At 67.6% G+C, this 26664-nt stretch carries 22 protein-coding genes and 1 pseudogene; 14 read left to right on the forward strand and 9 right to left on the reverse strand.

Annotated features, from left to right (window positions below):
• Positions 1-103 precede the first annotated feature (103 nt).
• Positions 104-1279 (reverse strand): MFS transporter, encoded by a 1176-nt coding sequence (locus ACIPG5_RS20935; RefSeq protein WP_401377828.1) that lies wholly within the window; start codon positions 1277-1279, stop codon positions 104-106.
• 192 nt (positions 1280-1471) lie between these two features.
• Between ACIPG5_RS20935 and ACIPG5_RS20940 the strand changes: the two genes are divergently transcribed.
• The 4 genes from ACIPG5_RS20940 (at position 1472) to ACIPG5_RS20955 (ending at position 6361) form a co-directional block, all read left to right on the forward strand.
• The gene (locus ACIPG5_RS20940) at positions 1472-1927 is read left to right on the forward strand and encodes a GNAT family N-acetyltransferase (RefSeq protein ID WP_401377831.1); all 456 of its coding nucleotides are present in this window, start codon (positions 1472-1474) and stop codon (positions 1925-1927) included.
• A gap of 88 nt (positions 1928-2015) precedes the next feature.
• Positions 2016-3236: a putative DNA modification/repair radical SAM protein gene (locus tag ACIPG5_RS20945; RefSeq protein WP_176511494.1), complete on the forward strand. Its 1221-nt coding sequence runs from the start codon at positions 2016-2018 to the stop codon at positions 3234-3236.
• Positions 3227-4066 carry a TIGR03915 family putative DNA repair protein gene (locus tag ACIPG5_RS20950; protein ID WP_401377834.1) on the forward strand — a complete coding sequence of 280 codons (840 nt, stop codon included), beginning with the start codon at positions 3227-3229 and terminating at the stop codon, positions 4064-4066. Before ACIPG5_RS20945 ends, ACIPG5_RS20950 begins: the two co-directional genes overlap by 10 nt.
• Positions 4067-4192: 126 nt before the next feature.
• The gene (locus tag ACIPG5_RS20955; protein ID WP_401377837.1) at positions 4193-6361 is read left to right on the forward strand and encodes a TonB-dependent siderophore receptor; all 2169 of its coding nucleotides are present in this window, start codon (positions 4193-4195) and stop codon (positions 6359-6361) included.
• Between the two features lie 134 nt (positions 6362-6495).
• Here ACIPG5_RS20955 and ACIPG5_RS20960 read toward each other — a convergent pair whose 3' ends face one another.
• A complete protein-coding gene (locus ACIPG5_RS20960) occupies positions 6496-6987 on the reverse strand; it encodes a DUF1543 domain-containing protein (RefSeq protein WP_401377840.1) in 492 nt (163 codons plus the stop codon).
• A 192-nt stretch (positions 6988-7179) separates the two neighbouring features.
• Here ACIPG5_RS20960 and ACIPG5_RS20965 point away from each other — a divergent pair, with 192 nt between their 5' ends.
• The 8 genes and pseudogenes from ACIPG5_RS20965 (at position 7180) to ACIPG5_RS21000 (ending at position 17412) form a co-directional block, all read left to right on the forward strand.
• Entirely contained in the window at positions 7180-7446 is a 267-nt protein-coding gene (locus tag ACIPG5_RS20965) for a DUF4880 domain-containing protein (RefSeq protein WP_176511490.1), read from the forward strand.
• A gap of 60 nt (positions 7447-7506) precedes the next feature.
• Positions 7507-7857 carry a hypothetical protein gene (locus ACIPG5_RS20970; RefSeq protein ID WP_314616824.1) on the forward strand — a complete coding sequence of 117 codons (351 nt, stop codon included), beginning with the start codon at positions 7507-7509 and terminating at the stop codon, positions 7855-7857.
• A gap of 90 nt (positions 7858-7947) precedes the next feature.
• Positions 7948-9201, forward strand: a complete 1254-nt coding sequence (locus tag ACIPG5_RS20975) for a TolC family protein (protein ID WP_401377844.1) — start codon at positions 7948-7950, stop codon at positions 9199-9201.
• Positions 9198-10406: pseudogene (locus tag ACIPG5_RS20980) on the forward strand (efflux RND transporter periplasmic adaptor subunit); the annotation flags it as partial. The gene ACIPG5_RS20975 and the pseudogene ACIPG5_RS20980, both read left to right, overlap by 4 nt.
• Before the next feature lie 8 nt (positions 10407-10414).
• On the forward strand, positions 10415-13540 hold the full coding sequence (locus ACIPG5_RS20985) for an efflux RND transporter permease subunit (RefSeq protein WP_401377847.1): 3126 nt from the start codon (positions 10415-10417) through the stop codon (positions 13538-13540).
• 160 nt (positions 13541-13700) lie between these two features.
• Positions 13701-14228 (forward strand): (2Fe-2S)-binding protein, encoded by a 528-nt coding sequence (locus ACIPG5_RS20990; RefSeq protein WP_176511486.1) that lies wholly within the window; start codon positions 13701-13703, stop codon positions 14226-14228.
• Positions 14225-15214 (forward strand): FAD binding domain-containing protein, encoded by a 990-nt coding sequence (locus tag ACIPG5_RS20995; RefSeq protein WP_401377850.1) that lies wholly within the window; start codon positions 14225-14227, stop codon positions 15212-15214. Before ACIPG5_RS20990 ends, ACIPG5_RS20995 begins: the two co-directional genes overlap by 4 nt.
• A complete protein-coding gene (locus ACIPG5_RS21000) occupies positions 15211-17412 on the forward strand; it encodes a xanthine dehydrogenase family protein molybdopterin-binding subunit (protein WP_401377853.1) in 2202 nt (733 codons plus the stop codon). The genes ACIPG5_RS20995 and ACIPG5_RS21000 overlap by 4 nt, the downstream gene beginning before the upstream one ends.
• 4 nt (positions 17413-17416) lie before the next feature.
• On the opposite strand, the gene ACIPG5_RS21005 is transcribed toward ACIPG5_RS21000, so the two are convergent.
• Positions 17417-18757, reverse strand: a complete 1341-nt coding sequence (locus ACIPG5_RS21005) for a sodium:proton antiporter (protein WP_176511483.1) — start codon at positions 18755-18757, stop codon at positions 17417-17419.
• A gap of 170 nt (positions 18758-18927) precedes the next feature.
• Between ACIPG5_RS21005 and ACIPG5_RS21010 the strand changes: the two genes are divergently transcribed.
• Positions 18928-19284, forward strand: coding sequence for a hypothetical protein (locus ACIPG5_RS21010; RefSeq protein ID WP_401377857.1), 357 nt, complete (start codon positions 18928-18930; stop codon positions 19282-19284).
• A 72-nt stretch (positions 19285-19356) separates the two neighbouring features.
• Positions 19357-21144 carry a thiamine pyrophosphate-requiring protein gene (locus ACIPG5_RS21015; RefSeq protein WP_286913533.1) on the forward strand — a complete coding sequence of 596 codons (1788 nt, stop codon included), beginning with the start codon at positions 19357-19359 and terminating at the stop codon, positions 21142-21144.
• A gap of 32 nt (positions 21145-21176) precedes the next feature.
• Here the strand turns inward: ACIPG5_RS21015 and ACIPG5_RS21020 are convergent, their stop codons facing one another.
• From ACIPG5_RS21020 to ACIPG5_RS21045, 6 genes are read right to left on the reverse strand one after another with little or no spacing between them, the layout of a single operon-like run.
• Positions 21177-23123 (reverse strand): response regulator, encoded by a 1947-nt coding sequence (locus ACIPG5_RS21020; protein ID WP_401377860.1) that lies wholly within the window; start codon positions 23121-23123, stop codon positions 21177-21179.
• On the reverse strand, positions 23113-23988 hold the full coding sequence (locus ACIPG5_RS21025) for a sensor histidine kinase (RefSeq protein WP_401377863.1): 876 nt from the start codon (positions 23986-23988) through the stop codon (positions 23113-23115). Before ACIPG5_RS21025 ends, ACIPG5_RS21020 begins: the two co-directional genes overlap by 11 nt.
• On the reverse strand, positions 23981-24997 hold the full coding sequence (locus ACIPG5_RS21030; RefSeq protein ID WP_401377866.1) for an ATP-binding protein: 1017 nt from the start codon (positions 24995-24997) through the stop codon (positions 23981-23983). The genes ACIPG5_RS21025 and ACIPG5_RS21030 overlap by 8 nt, the downstream gene beginning before the upstream one ends.
• Entirely contained in the window at positions 24988-25392 is a 405-nt protein-coding gene (locus ACIPG5_RS21035) for an anti-sigma regulatory factor (RefSeq protein ID WP_176511477.1), read from the reverse strand. The genes ACIPG5_RS21030 and ACIPG5_RS21035 overlap by 10 nt, the downstream gene beginning before the upstream one ends.
• Positions 25389-25751 (reverse strand): STAS domain-containing protein, encoded by a 363-nt coding sequence (locus ACIPG5_RS21040; protein ID WP_176511476.1) that lies wholly within the window; start codon positions 25749-25751, stop codon positions 25389-25391. The genes ACIPG5_RS21035 and ACIPG5_RS21040 overlap by 4 nt, the downstream gene beginning before the upstream one ends.
• A 4-nt stretch (positions 25752-25755) precedes the next feature.
• Entirely contained in the window at positions 25756-26607 is an 852-nt protein-coding gene (locus ACIPG5_RS21045) for an STAS domain-containing protein (protein WP_314616810.1), read from the reverse strand.
• Positions 26608-26664 lie beyond the last annotated feature (57 nt).

Genomic DNA, 26664 nt, shown 5'->3' on the forward strand with positions numbered 1-26664 from the left:
GCCGCTGACTTTGTGGATGCAGACGCCGCGGCGCATGGCACCGGCTCTGCCGGTGATCGCTGGCAAGCCAGCTCCCAAAATGCCCCCCGCCTAAGCAAATGCCTCAGGCCACCGCCACCGCGCGCCTGCGCCGCCAAGCCAGGCGCGCCACGGTAATCGACCAGTTCAGCAAGGCTATCGCCAGCACCCATTGCAGCAGCGCAGCCATCCCGGCCTCGACGATGACCTTGCCCGCCAGCAGCGGAAAGCCGAACACACCGATGAAGTAGGCCAGGCTGAACAGCACCAGCGCCTGGGCAGTCTGCCCCGCCGGCGCCTCGTTGGCCGCCAGCCCGTTGATCACCGAGTAGGTCAGGCCATAGCCGACCCCCAGCACGATCGCCGCCAGCAGGTACCCGCCAGGGCTCGCCACCCAGAACATGAACATCAGCACCGACAGCACGATCAGCGCCGTGAGCAGGCACGCCATCAGGTAGGGGTCGCGCTTGACGATAAAGCCCGCGACCAGCAGCCGGCAGGTGATGACCGCCGACATGAAACCGATGAAGAACAGCGAGTAGTCCAGCTGCAAGAGCGCGGCATAGGAAGTCTGGAAGCTCGACAAGCCGCCAAAGATCGCGCCGCCCAAGCCGACCATCAGGATCGCGAAGGCCGCCTTGGACGACAGCACCGAGCGCGCCGCCGCCGGGCTGATCCGGCTCACGGCCACCGCACCCTGATGCGGTTGCAGGCGCGGCGCCATCAGCCAGAACATCACGCCCCCCAGCACACTGGCCGCGGCCGCGACCACGAAGGCCGCCTCGACCGGATAGCCCAGCGCCTGCGCCACCCGCCCGAGCAAAGGCCCGGTGCCGATGCCGGTCATCATGCAGCCCGAAAGCAGGGCAAAGTACTTCACCCGCCGCTGCGGCTCGATCAGCATGGCCACGATGATCGGCCCGAGGGTATAGAACACCCCCCAGCCAAACCCCAGCAGCAAGCCGAACAGCATCATCGCCCCGCCATTGCCCGGCCAGGTGGCAAACCCAAGGCACGCCGCCGCGAGAAATACCGCGCCAACCGCCACCGACCTGGCGGCGCCAAGGTGGTCGCTCAGGTGCCCGGAAAACACCACGGCCAGGAAGGTGCTGAGCATGGCCGTGGAAATCACCGAGCCGGCATCGGCCTCGCTGGCGCCATGGGCGCGCAAGGTCATGGCCAGCAGAAAGGTGGTGCCGTAGGACAGTGACAGCAAGTAGCTGCCCAGGCAGAAGGTGCCAAACAGGCGGTTCGAAGACATCGGTGTTCCTTGGCGTGCAAGCGGCCCGGGGCCGGTTTGCGCAGCATTGTAATTGGGCGTTCGAGGGCCGTTTTATCACGGGGCTGCAAGCGCTTGGATATGAAATGCGCGGAGTGAAGCGTGGCACGCTCATACCTATCCTCGCCCCGCGCCCAGGGTTTATGCTCGGGGCCTTTCACGGAGGTCGCCCAGTTGAACCCAGCCCCTGCCCTGCGCCGCGCCACGCGCGACGACGTCGAAGCCATCCGCGCGTTGGTCGATGGCGCCTATTCGCCCTACATCGCCAGGATCGGCAAACCGCCAGGGCCGATGCTCGATGACTACCAGCAAGTGGTCGAAGACCACGAGGTGTACGTCGCGCTCGAGGCCGGCCAGGTGGCAGGCGTGCTGGTGATGCAGCGCGAAGGCAGCGACATGCTGCTGGCCAATGTCGCGGTGCTGCCCGCGTGCAAAGGCCAAGGCCTGGGCAAGGCGCTGATGCAGTTTTGCGAGGACTATTCCAGGCAGGCCGGCTGCCAGGCCATCCGCCTCTACACCCATGAACGCATGACCGAGAACATCGCGATCTACCAGAAACTCGGCTATCAGGAGACCCACCGGGCACACGAGCACGGCTTTGCCCGGGTGTTCATGCGCAAACCCCTGTAGCCCCCGGGGCGCCGCCCATCCGCGCCCCTCTTGCAATCGGCCGCCTCGGCAAATACTGTATGAATAATCAGTATAACGAGACCGCCCCATGCAACTCATCGCCAAGCTCGGCATCCTTGCCGACGCCGCCAAGTACGACGCCTCCTGCGCCAGCAGCGGCGCCCCCAAGCGCAGCTCGCGCGGCAGCGACAGCCTGGGCGCCACCGATGGCATGGGCATCTGCCACAGCTACACCCCGGACGGGCGCTGCGTGTCGCTGCTCAAGGTGCTGCTCACCAACTTCTGCCTGTACGACTGCCAGTACTGCGTCAACCGCCGCTCCAGCAACGTGCCGCGGGCGCGCTTCACCCCCGAGGAGGTGGTACGCCTGACCCTGGACTTCTACCGGCGCAACTGCATCAGCGGCCTGTTCCTCAGCTCGGGCATCATCCGCTCGGCCGACTACACCATGGAGCAGCTGATCCGCGTCGCCCGCCTGCTGCGCGAGGAGCACAACTTTCGCGGCTACATCCACCTCAAGACCATCCCCGATGCCGACCCGCTGCTGATCGAAGAGGCCGGGCGCCTGGCCGACCGCCTCAGCGTCAACATCGAACTGCCCACTGACGCCAGCCTCAAGCGCCTGGCCCCGGAAAAGCACGCGCACACCATCCGCCAGGCCATGGGCGTGATCCACCAGGGCCAGCAGGCCGTGGCCAACGAGCCGAAAGCGCCGCGCTTCACCCCGGCCGGGCAAAGCACCCAGGTGATCGTCGGCGCCGATGCCACCGACGACAGCACCCTGCTGCGCAACGCCGAATCGCTGTACCAGGGCTACGGCCTCAAGCGCGTGTACTACTCAGCCTTCAGCCCGATCCCCGACAGCCCCGGCAGCGTGCCCCTGGCCGCCCCGCCGCTGCTGCGCGAACACCGCCTGTACCAGGCCGACTTCCTCCTGCGCGGTTACGGCTACAAGGCCGGCGAGCTGCTCGGCCAAGGCAGCAACCTGGCGCTGGACATCGACCCCAAGCTGGCCTGGGCCCTGGCCAACCGCGAGGTGTTTCCGCTGGACGTGAACCGCGCCGAGCCGGCATTGCTGGCGCGCATCCCAGGCATCGGCCTGCGCAGCGTGCAGCGCCTGGTGGAACTGCGCCGTGAACGGCGCGTGCGCTACGACGACCTGATCCAGCTGCGCTGCGTGCTGGACAAGGCCAGGCCGTTCATCGTCACCAGCGACTACCGCCCAGCCGACGCCGACTTGCGCAGCGGGCTGTTGCGCGCCCGCCTGCGCGAGCCGCAGGCGCCGGTGCAGATGGGGCTGTGGGGATGATCGCGCTCGACTGCGACGAACGCTTCGACACCTGGCGCGAGCAGGCGCGCAAGCTGCTTGGGCACGGCATCGACCCGGCCGCGGTGACCTGGTCGCAAGGCCCGATGGCAGACCTGCTGGCCATACCGGCGGCGCCCCCCGAGGGCCCCGGCCCCTTCCGCGCAACGGTGCCTGCAGCCCTCTTGCCGCTGCTGGAGCAAGCCGCCCGCTATCGCGGCGAGCAACGCTGGAACCTGCTCTACGAAGTGCTCTGGCGGGTGGCCCACGGCGACCGCACCGCCATGCTCGCCGGCGACCGCCTGGGCAGCGAGCTGCACCGGCGCATCAAGCAGGTGAGCCGCGAAGCCCACCACCTGCATGCCTTCGTGCGCTTCGTGCCCTTGCCTGCGCAGCTGGCCGAACAGCTGCAGCTTGACCTGGTGGCCTATCACGAACCCGCCCACGACATCCTGCACAGCGCCAGCCCCCACTTCGCCGACCGCCTGGGGCGCCAGCGCTGGTTGATCGCAACGCCCCAGGACGGCATTCGCTTCGATGGCCAAGCGTTCGAATATCAGCGCCAATGCCCTGACGATTGGCGGCAATGGGCGCGTAATGCCGATGATCCTGGTGCGGAGCTGTGGCGTACCTATTACCGCCACACCTTCAACCCGGCACGGCTAAACCCCGATGCCTTGCGGCTGCACATGCCCGGGCGCTTCTGGCGGCATCTGCCGGAGGGCATGCTGATTCCCCAGCTCGAAGGCCTGGCCCGGCAAGGCAAGCAGCGCGATGGCCAGGCGCTGGAAATCGCCGGCCAGCGCGGAAAAAAGATCTCGCCCGGCGAATAGGCAGAACCCGCAAATGTGAAAAATTTGTGATTTTTCTGGCATACCAGACTTATCAGGTGCGACAAATCCTGACACACTTATTGCTAATCATTCTCACACGCATTAGCAATCAGGAAGTAGTCGCCCATGCAGTCCTCTTTTGCGCCCACGCGCGCCCTCCCCGCTCGCAATCTGCTCGCCATCGCCGTGTGCATGGCCATCGCCAGCCCCGCTGTGGCTCAAGACCCACCGCCTGCCACGCTGGAACTGGGCGCAACCGAGATCAGCTCCAACCAGCTGGGCAGCACCACCGAAGGCTCGGCCTCGTACACCACCGGCGCCATGGCCACCGCCACCAAACTGCCGCTGAGCCTGCGAGAAACGCCACAGGCCGTCACCGTCATCACCCGCCAGCGCATGGACGACCAGGCCATGACCAGCATCAACGATATGGTCGACGCCACCCCCGGCCTGTTCCTCGACTACTCCAACGGCCCCGGCCGGCAAACCTACTCGGCCCGCGGGTTCGACATCGACAACCTGATGTATGACGGCATCCCCAGCGGCTACCAGGGCTGGACGGTGGGCGCCCAGCCGAATCTGGCGATGTTCGACCGGGTCGAGATCGTGCGCGGCGCTACCGGCCTGGTCACCGGGGCCGGCAACCCGTCGGCGGCGATCAACCTGGTGCGCAAGCGCCCGCTGGCCGAGCAGAAGGTCACCCTCACCGGCGCCGCCGGCAGCTGGGACAACTACCGCGGCGAACTCGATGCCTCCAGCCCGCTGAACGACAGCGGCACGGTGCGCGGCCGCGTGGTGGCGTCGTACCGCGACGCCAACAGCTTCATCGACGACGTCGAAGAAGACCATGGCCTGTTCTATGCCGTCACCGAGGCCGACCTCAGTGAAGACACCACCCTGACCCTGGGTTTCTCCCACCAGAAGGACAACACCAACTACTTCTGGGGCGCCATGCCCACCGCGCTGGACGGCCACCACATGGGCTTCTCGCGCTCCTACAACCCCGGTACCGACTGGGAGAACAAGGACCAGGAGATCAACACCGTGTTCGCCGAGGTGCGCCAGCGCCTGGCCAACGACTGGGCGCTGCAGGTCAACGCCAACTACTCGCAGCAGGATGCCGCGTTCACCGGTTCCTACCAGTCGCGCTGGGCTGGCCTGCAAGCGCCGCTGTCGCGCACCGTGTACCAGTCCAGACACCAGGAAAACCAGGCCGGGGTGGACGGCTTCCTCAGCGGCCCGTTCCAGGCCTTTGGCCGCACCCACGAGCTGGTGGTCGGGGCCAGCAAGCGCATCTACGACATGGACACGCGCAACTACAGCCCCTACGACACCAACTGGCCGCTCAACGGCGCCAAGCCTGACTTCAGGCACACCGGCAACACCCGCGAAGTCACCACCCAGGAAGGCGTGTACCTGACCACCCGCCTGAGCCTGGCCGACCCGCTCAAGCTGATCCTCGGCGGCCGCCTGGACTGGTACGACTACGACAACAAGGAAAGCGCCAGCGCCGACTACAAGGTCACCCGCAACGTCACCCGCTACGCCGGGCTGATCTACGACCTCGACCCGCACCACTCGGTCTACGTCAGCTACAGCGACATCTTCAACCCGCAGAGCTACAAGGATGCCTCGGGCAGCCCGGTCAAGCCGATCGAGGGCAAGAACTACGAAATTGGCGTCAAGGGCGAGTACTTCGACGGCGCGCTGAATGCCAGCATCGCCCTGTTCCGCATCGACCAGCAAAACCGCGCCGTCGCGCAGACCGACCTGAACGGCTGCAGCGACCCGACCAACTGCTACGTGGCCTCCGGCGAAGTGCGCAGCCAAGGCGTCGACATGGAACTGCAGGGTGCCCTGACCCCGAACTGGCAAGTCGGCGCCGGCTACACCTACGCCCGCGTGCACACGCTCAAGGACGCTGCCAACCCGGCCAAGGAAAACCAGCGCTTCGACACCGACACGCCGGAGCACCTGTTCAAGCTGTCGACCAACTACCGCCTGCAAGGCCCGCTGGAAAAGGCCCGCATCGGCGGCAACATCACCTGGCAGAGCCGCCTCTACAACGACTTCACCGTCGCCGATGGCAGCCAGTACCGCCTGGTGCAAGGCGCCTATGCCATCACCAACCTGATGGCCGGCTACCAGGTCAACCCGCACCTGGACCTGCAGCTCAACGCCAACAACGTGTTCGACCGCAAGTACTACTCCGCCATCGCCAGCTCCGTGAACTACGCCGGCGACACCTGGGGCACGCCGCGCAACCTGATGCTCACCGCCAAGTACAGCTTCTGATCGCTTGACCCTGCGCAGGGACGCGCTGCTGAGCCATGACCGGCTTCATCGCCGGCAAGCCGGCTCCCACAAAGGACACCGCTGCCCCACTGTGGGAGCCGGCTTGCCGGCGATGAGGCCCGCACGGTCCCCCCTCAAAGCAGGATGTAATCACTCCTCACCACCGTCTCGGCATGCTGCCCTTGCACCAGGTGCACGAACGCCCCCGCCACCTGGTCGATGGCCAGGCAATCATCGACATCGATCAGGGCATCGGTATGCGGTTTCAGCCAATCGGCCTGCATGCGTTTCTTGCCCAGCGCCTTGGCCTCGGCCTTGTTGCCAGCCACCACCAGCAGGTAGCGGTGGGCCTCGCCGAACACCTGCTGCTCGTAGCCGCCAAGGTTGATGAAGTACAACCGCGGCGCGCCCGCTGCTGGCCGCTCCTGGCGCAGCTCGACGCGATAACCATCCACCCCATCCACCGCAAGCCAGGAATCGACGTGCAGCCCTTTGGCCGCCCCGAACCAGGCGCTGCGCAATTGCGGGTAGGCCGCTTCGAGCGAATCGGCGTGGGCGAAGACCACATCGTGGACTTCGATCTTGGCGCCCGGATGACGCCCTCCGAGCATGACGACGTAAAGCATGGGCAATCCCTGCAAGCTGAATGATGAACCGGCGTATTGTGCCGGATAAAACCCCTGTGGGAGCGGGCTTGCCCCGCGAACACCGGCCAAGCCGGTGCCTGCCCTCACCAATGCCATTTGCTGATGTTTTTTTAACGTTTTTTTGGCAATTGCTTGCTTACTGTGGCGGCCCGGTCACAGAGGAAGCCGAACATGAAACCGCCCCCTCCTGCGCAGGCAAGCGACACCGTCATCAGCGAAGCCGCCAGCTGGTGCCTGCGCCTGCACGATGAAGCTTGCTGCGCCGACGACCATGCGGCCTTCGAACGCTGGCTGCAGGCCGACCCGCTGCACGCCTTCGAATACGCCAAGATGCTGGAAATCTGGGACCTCAGCGACCGCCTGGCCAACCACCCGGCCAGCGCCAGCAGGCTGCTCACCAACGCCGCCCCGCGCGAGGACGGCACGCTGGACCTGTAAAGCGCACACGGGGCGATTTGGTTAATGCCGCGCTAACCGAAATCGCCTAGACTCGCCCGCATGACCCGCGCCCTGCGACTGCTCACCCTGCTGATGCTCATGTTCTCGCTTCCCCTCAACGGGATGGCGGGCGTCGACTCGGCCGTGGCGCCCTGCCCCATGCAGGCCATGGGCATGGCCATGATGGCCGGCATGGAGCACGACTGCTGCCAGGACCAGGCCCCCGGCAAGCCCGCCGACCACGCCTCCAAAGCCTGCAAGGTCGGCCAGGAATGCAGCACCGCCAGCGCACTTGAAGTCAGCCTGCTCGACCCTGCCTTGTCGTTCGCCACCCCGCGCCCCGGCGATACCTACGCCGTGAGCCTGGTATCCCGCGCCCCTCCCGACCGCTGGCGCCCACCGCGCTTCTGATTCCTTGCCTGAACCTCACAGCATCGTTCTGCCTTGGCGGCTGAGCGATGGCATGCGCCTGTGCGCTGGTTTTTTCAAGGACTCATGTTCATGACTCCCCTTCATCTCCCTTCAGGGCGCACGCTGGTGGCCGCCCTGATCCTCCTGCTGCCGACACTCTCAGCGCAGGCGGCTTCATTGTCCCTGGACGCTGCGCTGCAACTGGCCGAGCGCAACGCCCCTTCGCTGCAGGCCCGCCAGGAGCAGGTGGCCGCAGCGCGCCACGCCGTGCTGCCCGCCGGCGAACTGCCCGACCCGCGGCTGAACCTTGGCCTGCAGAACCTGCCGGTGGATGGCAGCGATCGCTGGAGCACCAACCGCGACTTCATGACCATGCAGGTGGTCGGCCTGGCGCAGGAAGTGCCCAACGGCGACAAACGCAAAGCCCGCGTCGAAACCGCGCAGGCCACTGTCGAACGGGCGGATGCCGAAGTGCTGTTCGAGCGCCTGAAAGTGCGTGCGGCCACCGCGCAAGCGTGGATCACGGCGTACACCCTGCAACGCAAACTGCAGCAGTTCGACGCGCTGTTCAGCGAGAACCGCCTGCTGGCAGCCGCTGTACGCGCGCGCCTGGCCGCAGGCGGTGGCTCGTCTGCCGATGCACTGGTCCCCGGCCAGGAGGCCGCGCAACTGGAGGAACAGCAGGACCAGCTGCTGGCCCAGGCCACCCAGGCCCGCGCCGCGCTCAAGCGCTGGATCGGGCAGAACGCCGACGCCCAGGCGCCGGCGTTTCCCCAATGGCCGGTGCGCGCCGCCGATTACCTGCACACCCTCCACGCTCACCCGCAGCTGGCGGCCTACGGGGCCATGACCCGTGAGGCGCAAGCCCAGGTGCAGCAGGCCATTGCCGAGAAAAAGTCGGACTGGGGCTGGCAGGTCGACTACCAACGCCGCGGCCCCGCGTTCAGCAACATGGTCAGCGTTCAGGTCAGCTTCCAGCTGCCGCTGTTCAGCGGCTCGCGGCAAGACCCGATGATCGCCGCCCGCCAGGCCCAGGTACGGCAACTGGAAGACGAGCAGCAAGCCGCCCTGCGTGAGCACACCGCGCAGCTCGAAGCGGACCTGGCGGACTACCAGCGCCTGCAGCGGGCAGTGGCGCGCAGCCGCGAAACCCTGCTGCCCCTGGCCGAACAACGGGTGCGCCTGAGCTTGGCCGACTACCGGGCGGGCAAGTCGCCGCTCGACCAGGTGATCTCGGCAAGGCGTCAGCGCGTCGAGACGCAGTTACAAGACATCGACCTGCAAGGGCAACTGGCGGCGACCGCAGCCCGCTTGCACTTCGTGTATGGAGAGGTACGCACATGAACACCCCATCCATCGGCCTGATCGCCACCCTCGCCCTGGCCATTGGCGCCGGCACGGGCTACTGGCTGGGGCACTCGGCCCAGCCAGAGCCGGCACCCGCGGCAGCGGAGCAACAGCCCCTGTACTGGTACGACCCGATGTACCCGCAGCAGCACTTCCCGGCGCCGGGCAAGTCGCCATTCATGGACATGCAGCTGGTGGCCAAATATGCCGAAGCAGGTAACGACAGCGAGCAACCTGCGGTGCAGATCAGCCAAGGCATCCAACAGAACCTCGGGGTGCGCCTGGCCACCGTGACCCGTGGCAAGCTGCAACGCGCGTTGCAAGTGAGCGGCGTGCTGGCCTTCGATGAACGGGATTTCAGCGTGCTGCAAGCGCGTACCGCAGGCTTTGTCGAGCGCACCTATGGCCGGGCCACGGGCGACGTGGTGGCCAAGGGGGCGCCGCTGGCGGACGTGCTGGCCCCGGAATGGGCCGGCCTGCAGGAAGAGTTTCTCGCGCTGCGCCAGCTGGGCGATGCCGCGCTCTTGGCCGCCGCCCGCCAGCGCCTGCTGCTGGCGGGCATGCCGAGCGAGCTGGTCGACCGGGTCGCGCGCAGCGGCAAGGTGCACAACGCGGTAACGCTGGTGGCGCCGAGCGCCGGCGTGATCCAGGCGCTGGACCTGCGCCCCGGCATGGCCCTGAGCGCTGGCGCGACCCTGGCGCGCATCAATGGCCTGGCCACGGTGTGGCTCGAAGCGGCGGTGCCCGAGGCGCAGGCCAGCGGCCTCAAGGAGGGGCAAGCCCTCGAGGCGCACCTGCCGGCCTACCCCGGCGAAACCCTCAAGGGCACGCTGACCGCCCTGCTCGCAGATGCCGACCGGCAAAGCCGCACCTTGCGCCTGCGCATCGCCTTGCCCAACCCCACTGGCCGCCTGCGCCCGGGCATGACCGCGCAGGTGCTGCTGCGCCCAGGCCAGCAGGCCGATGACAGCCTGCTGCTGCCGGCCGAAGCGGTGATCCGCACCGGCAAGCGCGACCTGGTGATGCTCGCCGAAGACCAGGGCCGCTTCCGCCCGGTACAGGTGCTGCTGGGCCAGGAGAGCGACGGCCAGGTCGCCATTGTGCAAGGCCTGCAAGCCGGCCAGAAGGTGGTGGCCTCGGGGCAGTTTCTGATCGACTCCGAAGCCAGCCTCAAGGGCATCGAAGCGAGCACCGGGCTGGAGGGCCAGCCATGATCGCCAAGCTCATCCGCTGGTCGGTGGCCAACCGTATCCTGGTGCTGCTGGCCACCTTGCTGCTGGTGGCCTGGGGCATGCTCTCGCTGCGCAGCCTGCCGATCGACGCCCTGCCCGACCTCTCCGACGCCCAGGTGATCATCCGCACCTCCTACCCCGGGCAAGCCCCGCAGATCGTCGAGAACCAGGTCACCTACCCGCTGACCACCACCATGCTGTCGGTGCCCGGCGCCAAGACCGTGCGCGGCTTCTCGGCCTACGGCGACAGCTTCGTCTATGTGCTGTTCGAAGACGGCACCGACCTGTACTGGGCGCGCTCACGGGTGCTGGAGTACCTGAGCCAGGTGCAGTCGCGCCTGCCGCCCTCGGCCAAGCCTGTGCTCGGGCCGGACGCCACCGGGGTGGGCTGGATCTACCAGTACGCGCTGGTCGACCGCACGGGCGGGCACGACCTGGCGCAGCTGCGCAGCCTGCAGGACTGGTTCCTGCGCTTCGAGCTCAAGACCCTGCCGGATGTCGCCGAAGTGGCGAGCATCGGCGGCATGGTCAAGCAGTACCAGGTGCAGCTCGACCCGCTGCGCATGGCCAGCCTGGGCATCACCCAGGGCCAGGTGGCGGACGCCATCGGCAAGGCCAACCAGGAAACCGGCGGCGGCGTGCTGGAGCTGGGCGAAGCGGAGTTCATGGTGCGCGCCTCGGGCTACCTGAAGACCCTCGACGATTTTCGCGCCATCCCCCTGCGCCTGGCGGCCAACGGCGCCCCGGTGACCCTGGGCGACGTTGCCAGCGTGCAGCTCGGGCCGCAGGCGCGGCGCGGCATCGCCGAGCTCGACGGCCAGGGCGAGGCGGTGGGCGGCGTGGTGATCCTGCGCAGTGGCAAGAATGCGCGCGAGGCCATCGCCCAGGTCAAGGCCCGGCTCGACACGTTGAAAAGCAGCCTGCCGGCCGGCGTCGAGCTGGTCACCACCTATGACCGCAGCCAGCTGATCGACCGCGCCGTGAGCAACCTTGGCCACAAGCTGATCGAGGAGTTCATCGTGGTCGCGCTGGTGTGCGCGGCGTTCCTCTGGCACCTGCGTTCGTCGCTGGTGGCGATCGTCTCGCTGCCGGTGGGGGTGCTGATCGCGCTGATCGTCATGCGCCACCAGGGCATCAACGCCAACATCATGTCGCTGGGCGGCATCGCCATCGCCATTGGTGCCATGGTCGATGCTGCCGTGGTGATGATCGAGAACGCCCACAAACGGGTCGAGGCCTGGCACGCCCGCCACCCCGGGCAGGCGCTGCGCGGCGAGGCGCACTGGAAGGTGATGACCGATGCGGCGGTGGAGGTAGGGCCGGCGCTGTTCTTCAGCCTGATGATCATCACCCTGTCGTTCATCCCGGTGTTCACCCTGCAGGCCCAGGAGGGCCGGCTGTTCGCGCCGCTGGCCTTCACCAAGACCTACGCCATGGCGGCCGCGGCCGGCCTGGCCGTGACCCTGGTGCCGGTGCTGATGGGCTACTGGATCCGCGGGCCGTTGCCCGCCGAGGCGCGCAACCCGCTCAACCGCGGGCTGATCCGCCTGTACCGCCCGGCCCTGGACGCGGTGCTACGCAGGCCCTGGCTGACCCTGCTGGGCGCGCTGGCGATCCTGCTCAGCAGCGCCTGGCCGTTGAGCCAGCTGGGCGGCGAATTTCTGCCGCCGCTGGACGAAGGCGACCTGCTGTACATGCCCTCCGCCCTGCCCGGCCTGTCGGCGCAAAAGGCCTCGCAGCTGCTGCAGCGCACCGACCGGCTGATCCGCAGCGTGCCAGAGGTCGCCAGCGTGTTCGGCAAGGCTGGGCGCGCCGAGTCGGCCACCGACCCGGCGCCGCTGGAGATGTTCGAAACCACCGTGCGGCTCAAGCCCAAGGAGCAGTGGCGGCCCGGGATGACCAGCGAAAAGCTGGTCGAGGAACTCGACCGCCGGGTGCGCGTGCCGGGCCTGACCAACATCTGGATCCCGCCGATCCGCAACCGCATCGACATGCTCGCCACCGGCATCAAGAGCCCCATCGGGGTCAAGGTGGCCGGCAACGACCTGGCGCAGATCGACCGCACCACCCTGGCCATCGAACGCGCCGCCAAGGGCGTGCCGGGGGTGACCTCGGCGCTGGCCGAACGCCTGACCGGCGGGCGCTACATCGACCTCGACATCGACCGCCAGGCCGCCGCCCGCTACGGCCTGAACATCGCCGACGTGCAAGCCATCGTGGCCGGCGCCATCGGCGGCGAAACCCTCGGCGAAACCGTCGAAGGCCTGGCGCGCTACCCCATCAGCCTGCGCTACCCGCGCGAATGGCGCGACTCGGTCGAGGCCCTGCGCCAGCTGCCGATCTACACGGCGCTGGGTGGCCAGGTCACCCTGGGCAGCGTGGCCCAGGTGCGCATCGCCGAGGGCCCGCCGATGCTCAAGAGCGAGAACGCCCGCCCCTCGGGCTGGGTGTACATCGATGTGCGCGGGCGTGACCTGGCGTCGGTGGTCGCCGACCTGCGCCAGGCGGTGGCACGCGAGGTGAAGCTCGAAGCAGGCACCAGCCTGAGCTACTCCGGCCAGTTCGAATACCTGGAGCGGGCCAACGCCCGCCTGGCCTGGGTGGTGCCGGCGACCCTGGCGATCATCTTCGTGCTGCTCTACCTCACCTTCGGCCGCCTCGGCGAAGCGCTGCTGATCATGGCCACCCTGCCCTTCGCCCTGACCGGCGGGGTGTGGCTGCTGTACCTGATGGGCTTCAACCTGTCGGTGGCCACCGGGGTCGGCTTCATCGCCCTGGCCGGGGTCGCGGCGGAGTTCGGGGTGATCATGCTGATCTACCTGAACAACGCCTGGGCCGAGCGCCAGGCCAATGGCGAGCACGGCCAGGCGGCGCTGCTGCAGGCGATTGGCGAAGGTGCAGTGCAGCGCATCCGGCCCAAGGCGATGACCGTGGCGGTGATCGTGGCGGGCTTGCTGCCGATTCTGTGGAGCAGCGGCACCGGCAGCGAGGTGATGAGCCGCATCGCCGTGCCGATGGTCGGCGGCATGTTGAGCGCGCCGTTGCTGTCGTTGTTCGTGATACCGGCAGCCTACTGGCTGGTGCGGCGCCGTAGCTTGCACTAGGTCGCGTTACGGCATGGCCGATGATTGCCCGAGGCGATCATCGGCCAACAGGTGCCGCTGACGTGCGTTCGGGCAGTAGCGCTGAACGTTTGCCCAGCCCTACCAGTCGCAGCACATAGACACAGCCCACTGTGCGCCCCCCAAACCGTGAGGACTTGCCATGCCCGCACTCTCTCCCCCAGGCGGCCCAGCGCACTCCATCCGCCTGACACTCAACGGCCAGCCCCTGGCGCTGCAGGTTCAGCCGTGGACGACGCTGCTCGACCTGCTGCGCGAACAGCTCGACCAGGTCGGCACCAAGAAAGGCTGTGACCACGGCCAATGCGGGGCCTGCACAGTGCTGCGCGATGGCCGGCGCATCAATGCCTGCCTGACCCTGGCCGTCATGTGCGACGGCGCCGAGGTGGTCACCGTCGAAGGGCTGGCCTGCGGCGACGCGCTGCACCCGATGCAACGGGCATTCATCACCCACGATGCCTTCCAGTGCGGCTATTGCACCCCGGGGCAGATCTGTTCCGCCATCGGCCTGGTGCAGGAGGGCCGGGCCACCACACGCGCTGCCATACGCGAGCAGATGAGCGGCAACCTGTGCCGCTGCGGCGCCTACAGCAACATCGTCGCGGCCGTGGAAGAGGCCTTGCCGCTGATGCGTGCCGAGGCCCAAGGCAAAGGAGGCTCACGCCCATGACCCCTTTCAGCTACCACAAGCCAGCGTCAGTCGGCGAAGCACTGCACCTGGCAACGCCCCACTCAAGGTTCATCGCCGGTGGCACCAACCTGGTCGACCTGATGAAGGAGAACGTGGTGCGCCCCGAACGCCTGATCGACATCACCGGGCTCGGCCTGGACCGCGTGCAGCCCACCGCCAGCGGCGGCCTGCTGATCGGCGCGCTGGTCAGCAATGCCGACCTGGCCTGGCATGCGCAGGTCGAACAGCATTATCCCTTGCTGTCCGAGGCCATCCTCGCCGGCGCCTCGCCGCAGCTGCGCAACATGGCCAGCGTGGGTGGCAACCTGTTGCAACGCACCCGCTGCTACTACTTCTACGACACCGGCACGCCCTGCAACAAGCGCGAACCTGGCAGCGGCTGCCCGGCGCGCAGCGGCCTCAACCGCATTCACGCCATCCTCGGCGCCAGCGAGGCCTGCGTCGCCACACACCCCTCGGACATGTGCGTGGCGCTGGCGGCACTCGAAGCGGTGGTGCATGTAGAAGGCCGTGCCGGCCAGCGGCAGATCGCCTTCGCAGACTTGCACCGCTTGCCCGGCAGCACCCCGGAGCGCGACACGCAACTGGCCGCGGATGAACTGGTGACCGCCATCGAGTTGCCGCCGCCGCAGTTCGCGAGCCATTACCGCTACTTGAAGATTCGCGACCGTGCGTCCTATGCCTTCGCCCTGGTGTCGGTCGCCGCCGCCTTGCACATCCACGGCGGCGTGATCCGCGCCGCCCGCCTGGCGCTCGGTGGCGTGGCGCACAAACCCTGGCGCGACCCTGCCGTGGAGCAGATGCTGCCGGGCCAGGCGGCCTCTGCCGCGCTGTTTGCCCGCGTGGCCGATGCCCTGCTGCAAGGGGCGCAGCCACTGAGCCAGAACGGTTTCAAGGTAGCTCTGGCGCAGCGCGCGATCGTGCGGGCGCTGGGCGAGGCTGCAGCCAGAGGGGCGAAGTCATGAACGACAACACGCGTGTGGTGGGCAAAGCGCTGGACCGTGTCGACGGCGTGGCCAAGGTGACCGGGCAGGCGCGCTATGCCGGCGAATACCCGCAAGCCGGGCTGCTGCATGGCAGCGTGGTGTGCAGCACCATCGCCCGGGGCCGTGTGCTCAGGATCGACACGGCCCAGGCCCTGAAGGTGCCGGGCGTGGTGGCCGTGCTGGACCACCAGCAGCGCCCGCACATCTCCAGCTATGACGACGACTACAAGGATGCCGACGCGGCCAAGGGCGCGGCCTTCCGGCCGCTGTTCAACGACCGGGTGCTGTACAGCGGGCAGCCGCTGGCATTGGTGGTCGCCGACAGCCTGGAGCTCGCCAGGTACGCCGGTTCGCTGATAACCATCGAGTACGCCCAGGAGCCGCACGCCACCGACCTGCTCGGCGCGCTGGCGCAGACGCACCCGGCACCTGCCAAGACGCCGCCCCCGCGCGGCGATTTTGCCGGCCATTACGCCAGCGCAGCGGTGCAGGTAGACGCCACCTACCTGACCGCCAACGAACATCACAACCCGATGGAGCCGCATGCCTCCACGGTGCTCTACCAACCCGACGGCGCCCTGGAGATTCACGACAAGACCCAAGGCACGCAAAACTGCCAGGACTACCTGCACAAGGTGTTCGGCCTGCCCAAAGAGCGGATCAGGGTGCTCGCGGCATTCGTCGGCGGTGCCTTCGGCTCGGGCTTGCGCCCGCAGTATCAGCTGCCGTTGGCCGTGATGGCAGCGCTGCACCTGCAGCGCTCGGTGCGCGTCACCCTGACACGCCAGCAGATGTTCACCTTCGGCTACCGCCCGCGCACCCAGCAGCGGGTACGCCTGGGCGCGCAGGCCGACGGGCGATTGCTGGCGATCGCCCACGATGCCGTGGGCCAGACTTCGCGCTTCGAAGACTTCACCGAGCATCTGGTGGAATGGAGCGGCATGCTCTACCAATGCGACAACGTGGCACTGAGCTATCGCCTCGCCCCGCTCGATGTCTATACCCCGCTGGACATGCGGGCGCCGGGCGCCGCATCGGGCATGATCGCCCTGGAATGCGCCATGGACGAGCTGGCCTGCACAGCCGGCATCGACCCGCTGGAGCTGCGCCGGCGCAACTTTGCGCCCAGCAACGGCAATACAGGCAAACCGTACTCCAGCAAGGCACTGCTGGCGTGCTACGCGCAAGGCGCCGAGCGTTTCGGCTGGCACAGCCGCAACCCGCTGCCGCGCAGCATGCGCAAGGGGCGTCAACGGGTCGGCTGGGGCATGGCGGGCGGGGTCTGGGAGGCGCTGCAGATGAAGGCCAGCGCCAAGGCGCGCATCGATGCCCAGGGGCAGGTGACGGTCAGCAGCGCAACGACCGACATCGGTACCGGCACCTACACCGTGATGACCCAGATCGCCGCCGATGCCATCGGCGCCAAGGTGCAGGACGTCACCTTTAAGCTGGGCGATTCCTCACTGCCGACGGCACCGCTTCAGGGCGGCTCGTTCACTGTCTCGTCCGTGGGTTCGGCGGTGCGCCAGGCGTGCCTGGTGCTGCGCGCCCAGGTACTCGAACAGGCCCGCCAGCGTTACCCCGAGGTGGCGGCCACGGCAAGCGAACAGATCGTTTTCGCCGAAGGCCATCTGCACGCGGGAAGCCACCGGTTTGCCCTGGCGGATATCGTCGCCGGTTCCAGCGAGGGGGCTTTCGAGGCGCAGATCGACGCCGAACCCAGTGCCAGGCGCCAACCGTTCGCCACCGCCACCCATTCGGCCGTGTTCGTCGAGGTGCAGGTCGATGAGGACCTTGGCACGGTCCAGGTCACCCGCGTTGTCAGCGCGATCGCGGCCGGGCGCGTGGTCAACCCGAAAACCGCGCACAGCCAGATACTCGGCGGCGTGGTCTGGGGGTTGGGCATGGCCTTGCACGAGCAAACGCTGACCGATCATGCCCTGGGCCGCGTCCTCAACCACAACCTGGCCGAATACCACATCCCGGTGAACGCCGATTGCGGCGATATCGAGGTGCTGTTCGTCGAGGAAAACGATGACATCGTCAACGAACTGGGCTCCAAGGGCGTCGGTGAGATCGGCATCGTCGGGGTCGCGGCCGCGGTGGCCAATGCGATCCACCATGCCACGGGCAAACGCGTGAGGGGTTTCCCGATCACCCTCGACCAGCTGCTGTAGCCGCTCAACCCCTGCCCTTGCGCGACTCGTAGCGGGCCAGCAACGGCTGCACGCTCAGCCCATGGAGCAGGATGCTCAAGGCCACCACCGACAGCACCAGGTTGGTACTTTCCACTGCGGCGGCCGGCAGCAAGCCGTGGTTCACGGCATAGAACAGGTAGTAGAAGCTGCCGATGCCGCGTATCCCGAACCACCCCAGCAGGCCGCGCTGGGCCAGGTTCAGCCTGCCGCGCAGCGGCGCGAGCATCACGCCCAGGGGGCGGATCAGCGCAAACAGCGCCCCTGCCACGATCACGGCGCGCCAGTCCCAGTGCTCCAGCAGCACGACGCCCAGCAAGGTCACCAGAAACACCTCCATGGCCCGCTCGACCAGGCTGCCGAAGGCGAGCATGTCGCCGAGCATGATGCCTGCGGCGATCTGCGAGTCGCCCAGGCCTTGCACATCTCCCTTCACCGCTTGTTCCGGCGCGACATGCTGGTGCCCCACCACCGGCTGCACCAGGTGCTCGGCGGCCGGCGCCTGCGGGCTGCTGGAGGTGCGTACCTCGGCCTGGCGCAGCCCCAGGCCCGCGGCGAATACCGCGAGAAAGCCGTAGCCCTGCAGCAGCTCGGCGGCCACGTAGGCCAGGGCGATCAGCGCCAGGGCCAGGTAATCGTTGGGCGACACGGTGCTGTCGTCGTTGCGCAGGCGCAGGTACAGCGTCAATTTGCCCAGCCCACGCCCCATCCAGTAGCCGCACAACAGCCCCGCCGTCACCGCCCAGAGCACGTCCTTGAGCAGCCAGCCGGCCAAGCCCTCCTGCGCGGAAGGCTGCAGCAACAGCAAGCCGAGGATGACGAAGGGAAACGCCACGCCGTCATTGAGCCCCGCCTCCCCCGACAGGCTGAAGCGCACCGGGTCGGCGTCGCGGGCATCGACCACTTGCACGAGCGTGGCCAGCACCGGGTCGGTGGGCGCCAGGATCGCGCCGATCAGCACCGCAAGGCCCCAGCTCAGGTGCAAGCCGTAGTGCAGCACCAGGCTGACGCCACTGATGCACACCAGCATCAATGGCCCGGCCAGGTACACCGCGATGCGCCAGCGCGGGTCAGCCAGGGGCAGGCGCAGTTTCAGGCCACTGAAGAACAGCGAGAACAGCACCGCCACCTCGGTCAGGTGCTCCATCCAGCCGCTGGCCTTTGCCAGGTCCAGGTGCAGCAGGCCCACGCCGGAGCCACCCAGCGCAATGCCCAGGCCAAGGCACACCACCGAGGATGTGACAGGCATCCAGCGCAGGTAGGAGGACGAGAGCGCGAGCAGCAACAGCACCGCGCCCAGCATGGCGAACCAGACGATGAAGGTCATCTGCGCAGGTGCCTCGGGAAAGTGATGCTCCGACCTTGGGTGGACTGCGCCGTGGACGCGGTCGTTCCGCAGGTACAAGCGCGCTGCACGCCTTTCGTCGCTCTGCGGGCACCCGCCCTCGCCGGGCAGGCCGAACACTGGGTAGCCACCTCAAAAACAGGAGCTTCACCATGAAAACCCTAAGACCCCATGCTTTGCTGCTCGCCCTGTGCCTCGGCGCCAGCGTGCCCATCGCCCTGGCCGCCACCGACCTCAACGATCAGCGCACCCCCGGCAACCAGCCCCTGGACAGCGGCCAGATGAACGGCCAGGGCGGCGCGAGCGGCTCCGGCACACCCGGCGATGGCCTGGGCACCGGCAACGGCGGCACCCGGGACAACGGCACGGACAACACCGGCGGCGATGGCAGCAGCGGCTCGGGTAGCGGAACCGGCGGCAGCAGCGGCAGCGGTACAGGCTCTGGGAGTGGTACCGGCGGCAGTGGTTCGAGCGGCGGCGGTTCGGGCGCAGGGGGTTCGGGCGGCTGAGCCAAGACCGATGAAACTTTCGCGAAACGCGCCCAGTCCAGACCCCTATCGAGTACATGACAGGAGCAGACGATGACAGGCACGGTAGGCGACTTTCTGGTTGAGCGTTTGTACCAATGGGGCGTGAGGCGCATCTTCGGTTACCCCGGGGACGGCATCAACGGCGTGTTCGGCGCGCTGAGCCGGGCCAACGGCAAGATCGAGTTCATCCAGGCACGCCATGAGGAAATGGCCGCCTTCATGGCCAGCGCCCACGCCAAGTTCACCGGCGAGCTGGGCGTGTGCATCGCCACCTCCGGCCCCGGCGCTTCGCACCTGCTCACCGGCCTGTACGACGCACGCATGGACCACCAGCCGGTGCTCGCCATCGTCGGCCAGCAAGCCCGGGCTGCGCTTGGCGGGCACTACCAGCAGGAGCTGGACCTGCTGTCGATGTTCAAGGACGTGGCCGGCGCCTTCGTACAGCAGGCCTCCACCCCCGAGCAGGTCCGCCACCTGCTCGACCGCGCCGTGCGCACCGCCGTCGGTGAGCGCCGCGTCACCGCGGTGATCCTGCCCAACGACCTGCAGGACCTGCCCTACCACGAACCCGCCAGGGCCCACGGCACCCTGCACTCCGGCATCGGCTACAGCAAACCCAAGGTGGTGCCCTTCGAGGCCGACCTGCAGCGCGCCGCCGAGGTGCTCAACGCCGGGCGCAAGGTGGCGATCCTGGTCGGCGCCGGGGCCTTGCAGGCCACCGAGCAGGTCATCGCGGTGGCCGAAACGCTCGGCGCGGGCGTGGCCAAGGCGCTGCTGGGCAAGGCCGTGCTGCCTGACGATTTACCCTGGGTCACCGGCTCCATCGGCCTGCTTGGCACCGAACCCAGCTACCAGCTGATGAACGAATGCGACACCTTGCTGATGATCGGCTCAGGCTTCCCCTATGCCGAATTCCTGCCCAAGGAAGGCCAGGCCCGCGGCGTGCAGATCGACCTGCAACCCGACATGCTCAGCCTGCGCTACCCGATGGAGGTGAACCTGGTTGGCGATGCCAGCGAAACCCTGCGCGCCCTGCTGCCGCTGCTCACCCCCAAGCGCGACCGCCGCTGGCGCAACAAGGTCGAAGGCTGGCGCGCCCGCTGGGACAAGACCCTGGAAAAGCGCGCCCTGGTCAAGGCCGACCCAATCAACCCGCAGCGCGTGGTCTACGAGCTGTCGCCGCGCCTGCCCGATGACAGCATCGTCACCAGCGACTCGGGCTCCTGCGCCAACTGGTACGCCCGCGACCTGCAGGTGCGCCAAGGCATGCAGTGCTCGTTGTCCGGCGGCCTGGCCTGCATGGGCGCTGCGGTGCCCTACGCCATCGCCGCCAAGTTCGCCCACCCGCAGCGGCCCGTGGTGGCCCTGGTGGGCGATGGCGCGATGCAGATGAACAACCTCGCCGAGCTGATCACCGTGGCCAAGTACTGGCAACAGTGGGACAACCCGCAATGGATCTGCGCGGTGTTCAACAACGAGGACCTCAACCAGGTGACCTGGGAGCAGCGGGTGATGGAAGGCGACCCCAAGTTCGAAGCGTCGCAGTCGATCCCCGATGTGCCGTACCACCTGTTCGCCATCTCCATCGGCCTGCAGGGCATCTACGTCGACCGCGAAGAAGACATCGCAGATGCCTGGGAGCGCGCGCTGAGCGCCGACCGGCCGGTGCTGATCGAATTCAAGACCGACCCCGACGTGCCGCCGCTGCCGCCGCACATCAAGCTTGAGCAGGCGAAGAAGTTCGCCACCACCTTGCTCAAGGGCGACCCTGACCAGGCCGGCGTCATCCTGCAGACGGCCAAGCAGGTGCTTGGCTCGGTGCTGCCTGGCAAGAAGTGACCGGTGCGGGCTGCCCTGGGCGGGCCAGCCAGTTAGCCTGCCTGGCCCAGGGTGCGTCGCACCTTGTCGAGCAGCTCGGCGATCTGGAACGGTTTGATCAGCAGGTCCATGCCAGTGTCGAGGAACGCCTGGCGGTCCAGCGCCGTTTCGGCGTAGCCGGTCATCAGCAGCACCGGCAGCCCGGGCCGGTAGGTGCGCGCCATGTCGGCCAGTTCCCGGCCGCTGATGCCCGGCAGCCCAACATCGGTCAGCAGCAGGTGGATGCCGGCATCCTCGCGCAGGTGGTCGAGCGCCTGCTCGATGGTTTCGGCCAGGGTGCAGCGATAGCCGGCATCGATCAGCACCTCGGCCACCGACAGGCGCACCGAGGCCATGTCCTCGACCACCAGCACATGCTCGCCGGCGCCCTGCTGGCCGAGCTGCGGGTTGCGCACCTCGCTGACTTCCTGCTGGCTGCTGCGCGGCAGCATCAGGGTGACTTCGGTGCCCTGCCCGAGCACGCTGCGGATGGCCACATGGCCGCCCGACTGGCGGGCGAAGCCGTAGATGGTCGACAGCCCCAGCCCCGTGCCCTGGCCCACCGGCTTGGTGGTGAAGAACGGGTCGAAGACCTTTTGCAAAAGCTCCGGCGCAATGCCGCTGCCATTGTCGCGCACCGTCACCGCGACATAGGGGCCGTCCTGCAGGTTGGGGTCGCCATGGGACCAACTGGCCGAGGTGTTGACCCAGATGTGCCCGCCCTTGGCCAAGGCATCGCGGGCGTTGATCACCAGGTTGAGCACCGCGCTTTCGAGCTGGATCGGGTCGACCAGGGCGATGGTCGGCTCGCTGGAAAGCTCGAGTTTGAGTTCGATGCGCTCGCCGATGGTGCGGGTGATCAGCTCTTCCAGCGAACGTACCCGCTCGTTGATGTCCACCGGGCGGGTGTCCAGCGGTTGCTGGCGGGCAAAGGCCAGCAGGCGGTGGGTCAGCGAGGCGGCGCTCATGGCGGAGCTGAGCGCGGCGTCGGCATAGCTGGGCACCTTCTCCAGGCGGTTTTGCGCCACGCGTTTGTTGATCAGCTCCAGGCTGGCGATGATGCCGGTCAGCAGGTTGTTGAAGTCATGGGCGATGCCGCCGGTGAGGCTGCCCAGGGCGTCCATCTTCTGCAGTTGCAGCAGCTGCGCCTCGGTCTGTTCGCGATGGGCCATTTCCCGCGCCAGCTGCAGGTTGGCATCGTCCAGGCGGGCCAGGTGCGAGCGTTCGCGGTGGCGGTGCTCGGTGACGTCTTCGACGAACACCAGGCACAGCCCCGGCGCCCGGTAGGGTGACAGCTGCCACTCGGTATCCCGTGGCTCGCCACCCACCGTCATGGCCAGGGTGCCGCGCCAGCGCCGGCCCTCGGCCAGGTGCTGGTGCAGGGCGGCAAGGTTGGCCTGCTGGCCATCGGCAAAGCACTGCTGCAGCGCGTCGGGGTTGCGGTTGTCCTGGATCAGCCGGGCGAACGCGTGGTTGCACTCCTGCACCTTGAGCCCGCTGCCGAGGACCGCGATCGGCGCAGAAACGTTGGTGAAGATTTCCTGGAAGTTGGCTTCGCTTTCGCGCAGCGCTCGCTCGGTGTCGCGCACCCGCAGCAAAGTCCGCAGGGTGGCCACCAGCACATCCGGGTCCACCGGGTGCACCAGGTAGGCATCGGCGCCGGCATCGAGGCCGGTGATGATGTCGCCGGTCTGGATCGATGCCGCCGAGACATGGATCACCGGCAGCAACACGGTGGCCGGCTGTGCGCGCAGCAGCCGGACGATGTCGAAGCCGCTCATATCGGGCAGGTTGACGTCGAGGATCAGCGCATCGAACTGCTCGCTGCCAATCAGCGCTAGCCCCTCGCCCCCGGTGCCCGCCTCCTGCACCTGGTAGCCGTGCAGGGCCAGGCGGCGGCGCAGTGCATAACGCGTGGCGGCGTTGTCGTCGACGATCAGCAGGCGCGCGTCAGTTTTCATCCGCACCCTCCTGGGCAATCGCCAGCGGCAGGATGACGAAGAACGACGAACCCACACCGGGCGCACTGTCCACGCCTACTTCGCCCCCCAGCAGCGCGGCGAAACGCTTGCACAGCGACAAGCCAAGGCCGGTGCCACGCAGGCGTTTCTGCAGCGGCGAGTCGAGCTGGGCGAAGTCTTCGAACAACCCGCCCAGCAGTTCCGGGGCAATGCCGATGCCGGTGTCACTGACGGCGAAACGGATCTGATCGCTGCCGTGCAACTGCGCCGACACCCGCACCTCGCCACGGGTGGTGAATTTCAGGGCGTTGGAGATGAAGTTGCGCAGAATCTGCGCCAGCTTCTTGTCATCGGTGAACATCCGCGGCAAGCCCTCGGGCTCTTCGAAGATGAGGTCCACGGTGCCGGCGTCGACGATCGGGCGGAACATCCCGCGCAAGGCGGCGAACAAATCGAGCATGTCGAACCAGGCCGGCGAAATGGTGATGCGCCCGGCCTCGATCTTGGCCAGGTCGAGCAGGTCGTCGACCATGTCGCTCAGCTCGCGGGTGGCGGTGCTGATGAACGCCACCTGCAGTTGCTGCTCCTTGGCCAGCGGCCCGTCCACCTCGTCGGAAAGCAGGCTGGTGATGCTCAGGATCGAGCCCAGCGGCGTGCGGAACTCGTGGCTCATGTACGACAGGAAGCGGCTTTTCAGGTCCGATGCCTGGCGCAGCTGCTCGGCCTGGGTGTCCAGCTCGGCATACAGCGCCAGCACGCCCTGGTTGGTTTCTTCGAGTTCGGCGCGCAGGGCCTGGTTTTCCGCCTGCAGGCGGGCCAGCAGAGCTTCTTGCTCGCTGCGGGGGGTGGGGGTTGGCTCAGCCATGCGCGGCCTCCAGGTCGATGACCAGCACCGTCACGTCGTCCCGCCCTCGGCAGAAGTCGCGATGCAACACCGCAGCGATCACCGCCGGGTGGCGGTGGGCAAGGCCGGGGTAGGCTTGAAGGTTCCAACGGGACTGCAGGCCGTCGCTGAACATGATCAACAGATTTCCCTTCACGTGAGCGTAGTCGAACACCTGGCCCTTGCGGTATTGCCCGCCGACGATGCCCGGGTGCGAGGCCAGGCCGCGCGGGCGCTCGCCGCCGACCAGGGTGGCGCCGATATTGCCGATGCCGATGAAGGCCAGCTTGTCGCCCGCCCCTTGGTACTGGGCGATGGCCACGGCACCGCCGCGGGTGCCGGACATGGCGTGGTGCAGGTCACCCAGCAGCAGCTCGGGGGCATTGAACGGGCCCTGGACGAACGCCTGGGCGCCGGCCTTGGCGGCGCGTTCGGCCTCCTCGCCATGCCCCAGGCCGTCGATCACCAGCGCGCTCAGGCGCTGCTCGCCGAGGGCCACGTGCCAGGTATCACCGCAGGCCGGGGCGTCGTGCAGCGAATGGTGGCTCACGCCGATGCGCAGGTCGCGCGCCGGGTGCGCTTGCGGGTAAAGGCGCGCCAGCACCACCGCGCCGTTGCCATCGGCGTGCACGTCGAACACCTGGGCCAGGCGGCTGACCGCGCCCAGGCCGATGCCCTGGGTGCCGCCGGTGGAATAGCCATCGACCAGGCAACTGTGCAGGTCGAAGCCCTTGGCGCGGTCCACCGCCACCAGCTCCAGGCCGTGATGCTCGCCATGGGCGAGCACCCGCACATGCAGCTCGCCCTGTTCGGCGTGCTTGAGCACATTGCTCGACAGTTCGGTGGCGACGATGGCGGCGCGGCCGGCGTCGTTGGCGGCAAAGCCGTGCTGTTCGGCAAGCTTTTGCACCACCCGGCGGGCGTGGCCGACCTGGCTGGCATCGTCCAGGCGCAACACCTGGGTCAGGCTCGCGCTGAGGTTCACGTCCATCGGGTGATCGTTACCCGGGTACCTTGCCCGGGCGCTGTGTCCAGTTCGAATTCATCGACCAGCCGGCGTGCGCCGGTCAGGCCCAGGCCCAGGCCGCCACCCGAGGTCCAGCCGTCGGTGAGGGCCAGCTTGACGTCGGCGATGCCCGGCCCTTCGTCGCGAAACACCAGGCGCAGGCCGACCCGCCCGGCCTCTTCGATGACTTCCCAGTCCATGTCCCCGCCGCCGCCATACACCACGGTGTTGCGGGCCAGTTCACTGACGGCCGTGACCAGCTTGGTCAAATCGACCAGGCGCATGCCGCAGTCGCTGGCGACCTTGCGCGCCAGTTGGCGGGCCAGTACCACGTCCTGCTCGATGCGCACCGGTTGGCTGCCGCTTTGGCGAGTGGTCATGGGCGGCCCACTCGCTGGCGCAGCAGGTGCATGCCACGGTCGACGTTGAGCGCCGTGCTCACCCCGGGCAGGGTCAGGCCCAGCTCCACCAGGGTGATCGCCACCGCCGGCTGCATGCCGACCAGCACCGTTTCGGCGTCCATGATCCGCGACAGGCCTGAGATGCTGGCGATCATGCGGCCGATGAACGAATCGACCATGTCCAGCGCGGAGATGTCGATCAGCACGCCACGCGCCGAGGTGTGGTCGATACGGTCGGTGAGGTCGTCCTGCAGGCGCAGCGCCAGCTGGTCATGCATGTCGACCTGGATGGTCACCAGCAGGAACTCGCCCATTTGCAGAATGGGAATGCGCTCCATCGTTTCACACCTTCTCGCCAGTGGCCGTGCCCAAGCGTGCGAGCGCAAGCTTCAGGGCGTCGGCCAGGTTGGATTTGGTGGTCAGGGTGCCCAGGTCCAGGCCCAGGTGCACGATGGTCTGGGCGATCTGCGGGCGCACGCCGCTGATGATGCAGTCGGCGCCCATCAGGCGGATGGCGGTCACGGTCTTGAGCAGGTGCTGGGCGACCAGGGTGTCGACCGTGGGCACGCCGGTGATGTCGATGATGGCGATCTCGGAGCCGGTGTCGACGATGCGCTGCAGCAGCGACTCCATCACCGTCTGGCTGCGCTGCGAGTCGAGGGTGCCGATCAACGGCAAGGCCAGTACGCCCTCCCACAGCTTGACCACCGGGGTGGACAGCTCCAGCAGCTCTTCTTGCTGGCGCTTGATCACCGCCTCGCGGTTTTTCTGGTAGGTGCGGATGGTGTGCAGGCCGAAGGCGTCCAGCAGTTGCGAGATTTCCCACAGCTGCTCGGCCAGCAGCGCCGGTTGTTCGCGGTAGTGGGCTTGCAGCAGGGTGAACAGCGGGCCCTTGAGGGCAAAGATGAAATAGGCGGTCTGGTGCGATTCCTGGCCGATCTGGGCACGGCTGGCCGAGAGTTTCTCGAGGAAGTGGCGGGTTTCTTCCCAGCCCTCGGCCCCCACCTGGTTGCCGCTGCCCTTGCGCAGGCCGTCCACCACCAGTTGCAGGAAGTCGCGGGTTTCCTGGCGCAGGTCCTGCTCGCGAATATTGCGTGCCGCGCCGTTGGCTTCCAGCGCCGCGAGCCACTCCCCCAGCAACTGCGCCTGATTGCCGACAATCGCGTCCAACGTGCTGTTCTGCAGTGCTGCCATGTGCGCTTCGCTCCTGAAAAAGGCCGGTTTGGCTCCCGATAAGGAAGCCAGCTTCGG

Source organism: Pseudomonas sp. NPDC087029 (assembly GCF_044745345.1).
Lineage (GTDB): Bacteria > Pseudomonadota > Gammaproteobacteria > Pseudomonadales > Pseudomonadaceae > Aquipseudomonas > Aquipseudomonas faucium.